We start from the raw sequence: 12,331 nt of genomic DNA on the forward strand, positions 1-12,331 counted from the left end.
TTACCCCACCAACAAGCTAATGGTACGCAAACTCATCTCCAAACAATTGCTTTCAAGAAGAGGCAATCTTTCATCAATCTACTTGTGTAGATCGACTTTATCCGGTATTAGCTACCCTTTCGAATAGTTATCCCAGGCTTGAAGGCAGATTATCTACGTGTTACTCACCCGTGCGCCACTCTACTCGGGACTGCAAGCAATCCCTTTCTCGTTCGACTTGCATGTGTTAAGCACGCCGCCAGCNNGGTCTGCACTTAAAGCTGTTACACTTCCAAGCGCATTGTCATTGACCCGCTCTTTTCTTTTTCACTGACCAATTTTCAAAGATCAAACTTACTGCTCTCAAAAAAAATCTTCCCGGAAACGTTTGCCCTTCCCGTGAAGCCAGAGCAATATCCTTCATTTTCTAATCAATGTCAAATCTTTTTTTAATCAATTTCAAATATTTTTTTCCAGCCGGCCAAAAATATTTGTAACACACTAAAAGATTTGATAAATTTATTTTTCATACAAAATAAAAAAACTAACCTTGGGAATAACGCTGCATGCAGATTTTAATTTAGACAGGTCTCCAAAAACGCCTGCCTCATAAAATCTGACCCGTAGAAAGTCCTGAGCTACACAGGGGATATAAAGCGCTGGGGAAAATCCGTAAAAAGTCCGTCAACACCGGCATTGACTAACCGCATGTAATCATGGGGCGTATTGACCGTAAACAGATTAATACGCTTGCCTGCGGCTTTCAGCGATCTGATATCTGAGAGCGTAACTAGCAACGCGTTTATATTGAGCACCTCAAATTCAGCACTGGTGAACACAGGATCATTAAAGTTTAAGGGCTCCTCATCACGATCCCCTACCAGGGCCTGAATTTCATATCCAGGGGCATGTTGCCGCAGAAATCTAAGCCAGTCGTGGTTGAATGAAGAAAGGGTCACCCGGGCAGGCGCAATACCGGATCGCGCCAGCTCCCTCAGCACCCGGGCCGGATGAAAGTTAGGTTCCGGTTCATTGCCATGATCCTTGAGTTCAATATTGATGCGCCAGTCAAGTTCTTTGGTCAAAACAAGACCGTCGTACAACGTAGGAATGGGTTCTTCTTTAAACGCGGCCAGAATATGTGGGGCAATCTCGGGAACAGTGGCGTAAGGGTCCTTTTGCTCAAACCACCCTCCGGCATCCAGCAATTGCAAGTCAATAAGGGGATGACTGTCCAACCGGTCTATGGCCCCGGGTCCGGGCCAGACTGTTTTTTCAGGTGCCTTGGAGTCATATCCAAACACCTGGGCGGCATTGGTACACCGGGTCAGGGTTTCATCATGGAAAAGCACCAGGTTCCCGTCCCGGGTCAGGACGGCATCTGTTTCCCACCGGTGAGCACCCAGTTTGTGCGCCAGACGGGCAGCCGCCAGGGTATTTTCCGGGGCCAGACTTCTGGCCCCGCGGTGGGCGATAATTTCAACACACCCGGGCATGATTATTCCGAGGCCCTAACCTCCCGGAACCGTATAAGTTTTGCACGTTCCGCTTGAGCAGGTACGTTCCTGGGTATGTACGCCCTGGGCAGAGTTTCCTGACGAACCCATGGCATAGTTGCTGGCCGAGACCACCCGCTGAAACTCCTTGGAACTACATTTGGGGCAGACAACCTCCCGGTCATCTTGTGACCCCATGACTATCACTTCAAAAAATTCTTCGCATTTACTGCATTTGAATTCATATATCGGCATATTCACTCCTTGTATAACGTTTGGATGAGAAGTCACCCATCTGCGACGTTGCATTTTTTTTTTTGCGCCTTGCATCTGGTCAACCTACTCGTCCAAACACGGGGCTTTCGTTCAGGCACTATATTTATATTTTTTATAAGAAAGTCTGGGTAAGTTACTCAGATCTTTCAACCTTTGTTGCGGGCTATGCCCGGCAGTTGAGATATCAACCCATGGTTTTTATATAGTTTACCAAATATAAGCAGTGACAGCGTTTGTCAAGACTCCTGTGCCGTATCAAGAAGTTCCCGGGCATGAACAAGAGTGGCATCGGTGATCCGGCTGCCGCCAATCATCCGGGCAAGTTCCTTGATCCTCTCTTCCTGACAGTTCAAGGGGGTTATGCGGGTGGCTGTTCTACCGTCCGACACCTCTTTGGTTATCCTGAACTGATGGTTGCCGTACCTGGCAATCTGGGCCAGATGGGTAATACAAATTACCTGTTGAACCCGCCCCAATTCTTTAAGTTTAAGCCCGACCTTGTCGGATGTCGCACCGCCAATACCGGCATCCACCTCATCAAAGATCAGGGTCTCAAAGGACTGGCCCCGGCAGAGCACCGCCTTAAGTGCCAGAACAATCCGGGACAGTTCTCCGCCCGAGGCGATTTTTGCCAAAGGCTTTGGGGTTTCCCCGGGGTTTGGACTGAGCAAAAACCGCACCCTGTCCATGCCTGTGATAAATATTTTTTCCTTATCTTCCGTCACAAGTTCGCTGGGATCATCGCATGGGTCGGTAGAAAAATCCACCTCAAAGGAGGCCCGGCCCATTTCAAGAACCCCAAGCTCTGCCTTTGCCTGCCTTGCCAGGGCCAGACCTTCTTTCTGCCGCCGCATGGACAGGGCCTTTGCCTTTTGGCGAATCTGGACCACCAAGCCCTTCTGCTCTTGTTCCAGCTGTTCTATCCGCCCATCAATCCCCTGGATATCAGCCACGGTCTGTGCCATGTTCCGGTATTGCTCAAATATGGTGTCAAGACTGCCCCCATATTTACGTTTAAGTCTTGCGATCTGATCCAGGCGCTGGTCCACCTGATCCAAGGACTGGGGGTCCAGATCAATACCTGCGGCAAAGGATCTGAACTCTGAGACCAGATCCTGAAGTTCATAGGATATTTCGTCCAGGCGCCGGGCCAGGGCTCCCAGTTTTTCATGGGTTCCGCAAAATCGGCCAAACCGGGCAGACAACCCTGAAATCTGATCCAGCACCGAGCCCTCCCGGTCATATAAATCATGCACAGCACCGTTTACAGCTTCAAAAATCTGCCCGGCATTCTGCAGTTGATCGCGTTTTTGAACCAGTTCTTCATCCTCTCCCGGCTGGATATTGGCGGTTTCAATCTCATTCACCTGAAATTGAAGCAGTTCTAATTCCTTTTCAGCCTTTTCCTTTCCGGCCTTTAAACCGGCGATCTCTTTTTTCAAAGGAAGAATCTGCCGGTACAGCGCTGCCACATCTTTTCGTAAATCAAGGGTCTGGGCAAACTCGTCCAGGATATCCAGGTGCTGATCTTCTTTAAGCAATCCCTGGTGGGCATGCTGGCTGGATACACCGGCCAAATTTTCAGTCACCTGTTTTAAAAAATCCAGAGTGGTTTGGCGGGCGTTGATATAAATTTTGCTTTTACCTTCGGCAGAAACCACCCGTCTGATGATCAGGCCTTCTTCAATATCCATATCCTGATCCGCCATGAGCCGGGCAGCATGAGAATCGGGGGCGATGTCAAACACAGCTTCCAGTTCGGCATTGTCCTTTCCGGTACGTACCAGATCAGCCGATGCCCGTGATCCCAAAAGCAAATTTACGGCCTGGATGATAATTGATTTTCCTGCCCCGGTTTCCCCTGTCAGCACAGAAAGGCCGGGACCGAATTCAATGCGCAAATCCTCAATGATCGCAAAGTTTTTTATGACCAGGGCGTGCAGCATAAAATCTCCTTGCCAAAGAAAACCCCATATGAAGCCAGGCGGCAGCCATGGCAGCCACAAGCCTGGGGACCCATAGCCAGAATGCAGGCAGACCCAAAGAGAGAAATAAGGACGGATCCTCAATCATGGCATGATTGACCCCGATGGAGAGATGAAGCCGGGTTAAGATCATGGGTTCATGACTACCGTTTTTTGTCTCTTCAACGATGACGGCAGCCCCGTAAGCCAGACCAAAGACCGCCGCGGTCATCCAAAGCAGCGCACAGGATCGGTCCAGCCCCAGCAACCTTAAAACAGGGGCTGTAATCCGCGTCACAGCCTCGATAATACGAAAGGTTCTTGCCAATTCCATGACCACCATCAACGTCATGATAATGCACAAAATTTTTAAGCACAGCCAGGCCGTGCCTGTGGCCCAGTCAATCAGCATGACGGCAAGCGGGCCCGGTGCCGCCTGCAAAGCCGCCACACCGGCCGGTCCGGCACTGTCGGGATCCACCCCCATGATCCATCCGCAGATCATTGTGACAACAAAGGACATGACCAGGCGGAAGGCAAACGCCGTTGAAAACCGCAATCCTGATTTGGCCTGAACCATGCTTTCCTGAATCAGATTATGGGAGATCAGGGTAAACACGGCGATCAGGATCATATGCGCCATGGAAAAGGACATAACAGACAGGGCAGCCACAGTGCCGTAGATACCTGTAAAAAGGCCGATAACCAGAACAATGGCCGCAGATGCGGGTAGATGGATCATGCTCATCATGGGCTGTAAAAGAAAATCAAGGTGGTGCAAAAGCTGATAATGCACCATTAACGCCGTTGCAAAGGAGATCGGCACAAGAATTTTAACCAGCCAGATCAGGCCGTCCCACCCTTTTTTCAAACCTGCTTTAATTGCGGCCAGTACTCGCTTAAACACGCGGGATTCAGGCGTTCGGGGAGCCGGATGAGGCATCTTGGGGCGTATCCAGATTCTTTTTCACGGTATCATTGACGGTCTTGTAAACATCCTTGAAAGATTCATGGACGTTGGAAGGCGACAGCCGGCCCATCTCAATGAACTTGACTATAATTTCCTTAGTGACTCGGAGTATGTGTTCGTCAACGGATTTCATAACTGGCTGAATACCAGAACCATTTGATAAGGTCAATATTTGACTTGAATTTGTGTTGCCATGTATTTTTAAATGTTTATAATACTATTTTCTTCTTAAACATTATTCAGTATAAAGGCGGCGTTGCACAATGAGCGAAAACCCCATGGACCATAACGACATCCACATTCTTGACCGGGACGGCAAGCAGATCATCCTTATCGGAACAGCCCATGTATCCCGGCACAGCGCCCAGCTGGTTTTGGACACCATAGAATCAGAACAGCCTGACACCGTATGTGTGGAGTTGTGCAGCAATCGACTGGCTGCCATCCGGGATAAGGACAGATGGCAGAACATGGATATTGTAAAGATCATCAAGGAAAAAAAGGCCCTGATGCTGTTTATGAATCTTTTGCTGGCCTCGTTCCAGAAAAAAATAGCCGATAAATTCGGCATCAAACCCGGCCAGGAGATGATCAATGCCATTGCTGCGGCAGAAAAAGCAGGTGCGGCTATCGTCCCTGCGGACAGGGAAATTCAAACCACCCTTTCCCGGATATGGCGGGGCATGGGATTCTGGGAAAAAACAAAACTGATATTTGCCATGGTGCTCTCATTTGGCCAATCAGAAGAGATTGAAGAGACAGACATTGAAAAGATGAAGCACCAGGACATCCTTCAATCCCTGCTTTCGGAAATCAAAGAGGATCACCCCATTATTGGGAAAGTGCTGATTAATGAACGGGACCAGTTCCTGGCCGAAAACATACGAAGTGCGCAGGGAAACAAAATCGTGGCGGTTGTGGGTGCGGCCCATGTCCCCGGAATTTTAGAATATATCAATCAAGATACCCCTATAGACCTTGCCGCACTCAAAACACTCCCGCCTGCCGGTAACGTGGGAAAGGTATTAAAATGGCTTATCCCGGGCCTGATCGTCATGATTTTCATTGCCGGATTTCTCATGGGGGGTAAAGGCGCCGGAACCGACATGATCTTGATCTGGGTTCTGGCCAACGGCATTTTTGCCGGCATCGGCGCACTCATCGCCCTGGCCCACCCATACACCATTTTATCATCCTTTGTGGCCGCCCCGATTACCTCCCTGAACCCCATGATCGCAGCAGGCTGGGTGGCAGGCCTTGTGGAGGCATTTGCACGCAAACCCAAGGTGCGCGATCTTGAGGCGATCCCTCAGGATATCACCTCCGTCAAGGGATTCTGGCGGAATAATGTCACTAGGATTCTGCTGGTGGTGGTGTTCACCAATCTTGGCTCCTCCATCGGCACCATGACGGCCCTGCCGTTGATGATTAAACTTTTGTCCTGATTAAAAAGGAGTTTCGGGTCCAATGGATATTTTTGTTGCACGCCAGCCTGTATTCACGTCAGATAAAAAAATTTTTGGTTATGAACTTTTATTCAGGCTCGGCCTGGATAATGTATTCCCAAATATCGACGGGTCTGTGGCCACATCCGGTGTGCTGTCCAACACTTTTTTCTCCTTTGGAATCAATGACATCCTTTCCGGCAAGCCCGGACTGATCAATTTTACCGGGGATCTTCTGCTCAAGCAGACACCGCTTCTTTTCCCCAAAGAGCATATTATCATTGAGGTCTTAGAAGACATTGAGCCTGAACCAGAAATCATCAATGCCTTAAAGTCTCTTAAATCCCAAGGGTTCAGGATTGCCCTGGATGATTTTGTTTATGATCATAAATTCAGTGAAATGATTCAGCTGTGCGACATGATCAAGTTTGATATTATGGCCACACCTCTGGACACCCTGGGCCCGATTCTAAAATTCCTGGAAAATGAACTCAAGCATATTACACTGTTGTGTGAAAAGGTGGAGACCCACGAAGCGTTTGAACAGGCTAAAGCCATGGGGTTCCAGCTTTTTCAGGGATATTTTTTTTCAAAACCCGAAGTCATATCACACAAAGGCCTGGCCGCCAACCAGGTCAGCAACCTAAAACTGTTAAATGAGGTCTCAAAGCAGGAACTGGCCTTAAATGTCATAGAGAACATGATCAAAAATGATGTGGCCATCTCTTTCAAGCTTTTGACGTTTATCAATTCAGCGTATTTTAAGCGGACCACGGCCGTAGACACGATCAAGGATGCCATCATTTTTTTGGGCCTGCAGGAATTGAAAAAATTTATCACTGTGGTGGTGGTATCGGAAATGAACCCGAAAAAGCCCAATGAGCTGATCCGGTCTTCAATGATCAAGGCCCGAATGTACGAACAATGCGCTGATGTGATTAAAACCCGGTTTACGCCGGGAGAATTATTCACTGTGGGGCTGTTTTCAAGCATGGATGCCATTTTGGATATGCCCATGGAAGACATTCTTGAAAAAATTGCCCTGTCTGAAAAAATCAAGGATGCGCTTTTAGGCAAAGACCGCATGTTCAGCCAGCTCAATGACCTGGTCACAAGCTTTGAACAGGGAAAGTGGGACCATGACCGGTTTCAGGCAGACAAAGATTCTCAACTGATTCAAAAACTACCTGTCTTTTACATGGACGCCTTAAAAATGGCGGATTCTTTTTTTGCTTCTCCCTGATTTTTTGATTGCGCCAACCAGAAAATCCATCAGCGGGATTGGGCAAATTTCTGAATACAGGCAGGATAAAGTTCCCACTCCTTTTGCAGCCCTTTTGATTTAACATCTTCCAGTGTATCACCATCAGCTATTTCAAATACCTTCTGGCCGATGATGGGACCTGTATCTTCCCCGTAGTCAACAAAGTGAACCGTGCATCCACCAATTTTGCAGCCATACCGGAAGGTCTCCCCGTATCCGTCGGTACCGGGGAATGCAGGCAGCAGGGCCGGATGGATATTCATGATCCGATGGCCCGAGGCGTTGGTATTAATCCGGTCAATAAAATAAGGGGTAAACACCCGCATGAACCCGGCCAGAACCAGCAAATCCATATCATAGGATTCAATATTGTCCAAAAGCTGCCGTTCGGCAATGACCCTGGATTTTATAAAAAACAGGGCTTTTTCACGATTCTTTTCCACATCCACCAGTCGCTGTTTTCCAAGAATCACGTCAAGGTCAAAATCTTTGGGAAGCAGGCTGTCAATATCCCGTGCCTTGCGACAATCGGCAATGATCCGGGCATAATCCACCACAAACGTGTCAATACCTGCTTTTTTTGCCCGCGCCAGGCCTTTCACGCCGTCAACGTCTGATCCGGTAAAAACAATTTGCGCATCAATGCGCCCCTGGTTGCAGGCATCAATAATGGCCTGCAGGTTGGTGCCGCCACCGGATATCAATGTGCCAACCTTCAATTTTTCAGCCATGGTGCTATTCCTTTCACTATTGGTTGCCATACCCGTTCTGAGCCCCGCAGTCGGGGCATTCCCATGTAATTCCGTTGCAGGTCATCCCCCACTGATTTTCATACATGCAGGATTGACACATGGAAAATCCGCACCGACACTGCCAGCAGAACATGACATCGGCACCGCAGCAATGACAGATTTTTGACCGGTTTTGCCGCCGCCGGGACTTTCCGGCGTTGGTCCTTGCCCGGGATTGTTCAGACATAAGACTTCTCCTTTCCTTTAAAAGATAGTATATATGCCGCTAATTAAATAATAATTCAACAGACAATTTCCTTAGGAAGCGACTATGGCGGCACAAAACACCATTTATCTAATTGACGGCAGCGCATTTTTATATCGAGCCTTTCATGCCATCCGCAGCCTCTCTACCTCAAAGGGACACCCCACCAATGCAACGTTCGGATTCACCCGGATCCTGCTTAAACTGATTAAGGACAAACAACCCAAATACGCAGGCGTTTTCTTTGATGTCAAAGGCCCCACCTTTCGCCATAAAATGTTTGATGAATATAAAGCCAACCGTCCGCCCATGCCCGAAGAACTGGCCATCCAGATCCCTGACATCAAAGCGATTATCAAGGCATTGAACATTCCCATTATCGAGAAACCCGGATATGAGGCCGATGATCTTGTGGGTACCTACGCCCGCATTGCCCAGGCCCAGGGATTCAAGGTGGTCATGGTCACAGGAGACAAAGATTTTATCCAGTTGATCACGGATGACTGCATCCTGTGGGATCCCATGAAGGATACCGTCACAGACCGGGCCGGGGTAAAAGAGGAAATGGGACTTGAACCCGAACAGTTCATTGACGTGCTGGGCCTTGCCGGAGACACCTCAGACAACATCCCCGGTGTAAAAGGCGTGGGCATGAAAACCGCAGTTGCACTGATTGCCGAATACGGCTCCATCAACAATATCTACACGAATCTGGACCAGCTGAAAAAAAAGAAAAAACTGCATGAAAACCTTACAGCTTCCCAAAAGATGGTCGATTTAAGCCGGGATCTTGCCACCATTGACCGGGATGTGGATGTTGAGCAGCCCCTAAGCGATTTTCAACTACAAGAACAGGATATTAACACCCGCAAAGCCTTTGAACTGTTCCAGTCATTTGAATTTAAAACACTTGCCTCGGAATTTTCTGAAACAACAGATAAATCAAAAAAAAAATATAAAATGCTCCACACCGTTGCCGACATGGAACATCTGGCATCGGCGCTTGAAAAAAAAGGGGTGTTTGCCGTTGATACGGAGACCACAGACATCGACCCCATGCGGGCGGATCTTGTGGGCCTCTCCTTTTCATATATGGAAGATGCCGGTTTTTACATTCCGGTGGGACACACCGACACAGGCGGGATACCGATGCCGGAAAAAGAAGATCTCCTTCGTATTTTCAAGCCATTGCTTGAAAATCCTGACATCGCTAAAGTGGGCCAGAACATCAAATATGACTTCATCGTCCTGGCCCGATACGGCATTGAGATCAAAGGCATTGTGTTTGACACCATGATCGCCTCACACCTGCTCAATCCCGGCACCCGGGGACATGGGTTAGACCGCATTGCCATGAACCTTTTCGGGTACAAAATGGTTTCCTACGAAGAGGTTACCGGCAAAGGAAAAAACCAGATCGGGTTCCAGGAGGTCCCCCTTGACCTTGCCGCAGAGTATGCGGCAGAGGACGCAGATCTGACATTGATGGCATATGCGGTATTGAAAAAACAGATCGAGGACAAGGGGCTGACCCCTTTGATGGAAACCATTGAAGTGCCTTTGATCTGCGTTCTGGCAAAAATGGAGATGGCAGGAATCCGTGTGGATACGGATGTGCTTGGCCAATTGTCCCTGGAGTTTGAGGAAGAACTGAAAACCCTTGAGCAAAAAATCTACGAACTTGCCGGGGAAGAGTTCAACATCAATTCATCCCAGCAGCTTGGGGTGATTCTGTTTGAAAAGTTAGGCCTTAAGACCGTTAAAAAGACCCGCAAAAGAACAGGGAATTCCACGGATGTCCAGGTACTCACTCAACTTGCCGAAACCCATGAATTGCCTGAAAAACTGTTACGGTACAGAACCCTGGACAAACTGAAATCCACTTATGTGGATTCCCTGTCTTCACTGGTACACCCGCAGACCGGACGCATCCACACCTCCTTTAACCAGACCATAACCGTCACCGGCCGCCTGTCATCGTCCAACCCTAATCTGCAGAACATTCCCATTCGCAAACCCGAAGGGAAAAAGATCCGGCAGGCCTTTATCCCGGCAGACGGCTGCATCCTCATCTCCGCGGATTATTCCCAGATTGAACTGCGGCTTCTGGCCCATTGTGCCATGGACCCCATTCTCATTGAATCCTTCCGGAAAGATGAGGATATTCATACCCGTACGGCCCTGGAAGTATTCCAGGTGCTGCCCGGTCTTGTGACGGATGAGATGCGCAGCCAGGCCAAAGCCATCAACTTCGGCATCATCTATGGCATGGGCGCGTTTCGCCTGGCCAATGAGCTGGGCATCAGCCGGAAGATGGCCGATATTTACATTGACAATTATTTCAAGCGTTATGCCGGGGTAAAAACCTTTATTGATAAAACCATCATGCAGACCCGGGAAACCTGCGAGGTATCCACCCTTTTCGGCAGAAAACGAAGACTGGATGACATCCGTTCATCTAACGCCAATTTACGAAACTTCGCGCAAAGAGCTGCCGTGAATACGCCCATCCAGGGGAGTGCTGCGGATTTGATCAAGCTTGCCATGATCAAAATGCAGGCAGCCCTTGCAACGGAAAGAATGGCGTCAAAGATGCTCTTATCCGTGCACGATGAAATCATTTTTGAAACCCCTGAACAGGAAAAAGACAAACTCATGGCCATGGCAAAGCAGGTTATGGAAAACGTTACGCCTCTGAAGGTGCCTTTAAAAGTCAACTTTGGTGCCGGCGCCAACTGGGCCGAGGCGGAACACTAACCCCAAACAGACAAGAGGAAAAACGTGAGTAAGCAGCGCATCGGACTTGTAATAAAAGACGAAGATCACGCCCAGGAGAAAGCCCGGGAATTGATCCGGCACATAGGGGACAGGTGCCTGGTCATTGACACCCAGGCTCCGACGCCGCCACCCATCCCCGAAGATCTGATCTGCATTGTTGTGCTTGGCGGAGACGGCACATTTTTAAGTGTGGCCCGATATATCGGTGATTCGGACATCCCCCTGATGGGCGTCAAATTCGGTGAAGTCGGATTTCTTGCTGAAACCACGGAGGATCTTCTTTGCAAGGTGGTTGAGACAGTGTTTAACGGGGATTATCTTATCCGGGAACGCAGCCGCCTCAATATCCGGGTGATCCGGGACAGTCAGTGCATTGTGGACGAAGATGTGCTGAATGATGCGGTCATCAATAAGGCGGCCCTGTCGAGGCTTGCCTCATGCGCCGTCTATTTGGATGACACCTACTTGACCACCTACCGGGCCGATGGTCTGATTGTGGCCACGCCGACTGGATCGACGGCCTATTCCCTGGCCGCAGGCGGGCCTGTAGTTCATCCCGAGGTGCCATCCACCATTTTGACCCCGATCTGTCCCTTTACCCTGACCAACCGGCCGTTACTCATCCCGGACCATATGCAGATCGAAATCAGCCTCAAAGGCAGCCCTGAGGATATGATTTTGACCCTGGACGGCCAGGAGGGTTTTGATATGGATACCTCCCGAGACAGGATTTATATTCAAAAAAGCCGCCACAGCGTAAAAATGATCTCCTTTGAACCCCACTCCTATTTCAGGGTGCTGAAAACACGGCTGCACTGGAGCGGCGGCAGGTCCTGACAGCCAGCTCCACTGTTTTATGCGGATTATAAAGGTATAATCCTTCCATGGAAGCATCCCTCGGCAGGGTCGAACAATGACGCTAACCGGAACGCCGCCCCTCAAACAACGCAATGCCATTGACGCGGCACGATGACCGGGGTGTTGCAGTTGCCTCAACAGCGCGTCAGCACTTGCAAGCGGGGCAGGCAAGAAATAATTAGGGTCAGAGTAAAATTATTTTCAAAATAATGGTTCAATTTATAGGTAAAATTAAAAAATTTAATTTTACTCTGACCCCATTTATAGACCCGGACCAGTATTGGTCCGGCGAGAAATTCTCCATA

The 12,331-nt window shown here is 49.0% G+C and carries 11 protein-coding genes and 1 rRNA gene; 4 read left to right on the top strand and 8 right to left on the bottom strand.

The window, feature by feature from the left end; translation table 11 throughout:
• The 6 genes from B3D59_RS17400 to B3D59_RS17425 form a co-directional block, all read right to left on the bottom strand.
• A 16S ribosomal RNA gene (locus B3D59_RS17400) occupies positions 1 to 275 on the bottom strand; the annotation flags it as partial.
• Positions 276 to 617: 342 nt separating this feature from the next.
• Complete coding sequence (locus B3D59_RS17405) at positions 618 to 1,475, bottom strand: glycerophosphodiester phosphodiesterase (RefSeq protein ID WP_286822412.1); 858 nt, start codon at positions 1,473 to 1,475, stop codon at positions 618 to 620.
• Between the two features lie 15 nt (positions 1,476 to 1,490).
• Positions 1,491 to 1,730 (bottom strand): FmdB family zinc ribbon protein, encoded by a 240-nt coding sequence (locus B3D59_RS17410; RefSeq protein WP_286822413.1) that lies wholly within the window; start codon positions 1,728 to 1,730, stop codon positions 1,491 to 1,493.
• A 257-nt stretch (positions 1,731 to 1,987) separates the two neighbouring features.
• A complete protein-coding gene (gene recN / locus B3D59_RS17415) occupies positions 1,988 to 3,697 on the bottom strand; it encodes a DNA repair protein RecN (protein ID WP_286822414.1) in 1,710 nt (569 codons plus the stop codon).
• Complete coding sequence (locus B3D59_RS17420; RefSeq protein WP_286822415.1) at positions 3,657 to 4,658, bottom strand: iron transporter; 1,002 nt, start codon at positions 4,656 to 4,658, stop codon at positions 3,657 to 3,659. The genes recN and B3D59_RS17420 overlap by 41 nt, the downstream gene beginning before the upstream one ends.
• A complete protein-coding gene (locus B3D59_RS17425; RefSeq protein ID WP_004071621.1) occupies positions 4,630 to 4,818 on the bottom strand; it encodes a hypothetical protein in 189 nt (62 codons plus the stop codon). Before B3D59_RS17425 ends, B3D59_RS17420 begins: the two co-directional genes overlap by 29 nt.
• A 130-nt stretch (positions 4,819 to 4,948) precedes the next feature.
• On the opposite strand from B3D59_RS17425, the gene B3D59_RS17430 reads away from it, so the two are divergent.
• Complete coding sequence (locus tag B3D59_RS17430; protein WP_286822416.1) at positions 4,949 to 6,130, top strand: TraB/GumN family protein; 1,182 nt, start codon at positions 4,949 to 4,951, stop codon at positions 6,128 to 6,130.
• Positions 6,131 to 6,152: 22 nt separating this feature from the next.
• Positions 6,153 to 7,373, top strand: a complete 1,221-nt coding sequence (locus tag B3D59_RS17435) for an EAL and HDOD domain-containing protein (RefSeq protein WP_286822417.1) — start codon at positions 6,153 to 6,155, stop codon at positions 7,371 to 7,373.
• A gap of 29 nt (positions 7,374 to 7,402) precedes the next feature.
• Here B3D59_RS17435 and purN read toward each other — a convergent pair whose 3' ends face one another.
• Together purN and B3D59_RS17445 are read right to left on the bottom strand one after the other, a co-directional pair.
• The gene (gene purN, locus B3D59_RS17440; protein WP_286822418.1) at positions 7,403 to 8,125 is read right to left on the bottom strand and encodes a phosphoribosylglycinamide formyltransferase; all 723 of its coding nucleotides are present in this window, start codon (positions 8,123 to 8,125) and stop codon (positions 7,403 to 7,405) included.
• Positions 8,126 to 8,141: 16 nt separating this feature from the next.
• Entirely contained in the window at positions 8,142 to 8,372 is a 231-nt protein-coding gene (locus tag B3D59_RS17445) for a hypothetical protein (RefSeq protein ID WP_286822419.1), read from the bottom strand.
• A gap of 84 nt (positions 8,373 to 8,456) precedes the next feature.
• Between B3D59_RS17445 and polA the strand changes: the two genes are divergently transcribed.
• Positions 8,457 to 11,147 carry a DNA polymerase I gene (gene polA, locus B3D59_RS17450; protein ID WP_286822420.1) on the top strand — a complete coding sequence of 897 codons (2,691 nt, stop codon included), beginning with the start codon at positions 8,457 to 8,459 and terminating at the stop codon, positions 11,145 to 11,147.
• A 24-nt stretch (positions 11,148 to 11,171) separates the two neighbouring features.
• Complete coding sequence (locus B3D59_RS17455; protein ID WP_286822421.1) at positions 11,172 to 12,005, top strand: NAD(+)/NADH kinase; 834 nt, start codon at positions 11,172 to 11,174, stop codon at positions 12,003 to 12,005.
• Positions 12,006 to 12,331 lie beyond the last annotated feature (326 nt).

It is taken from the genome of Desulfobacter sp. UBA2225 (assembly GCF_002348205.1).
GTDB lineage: Bacteria > Desulfobacterota > Desulfobacteria > Desulfobacterales > Desulfobacteraceae > Desulfobacter > Desulfobacter postgatei.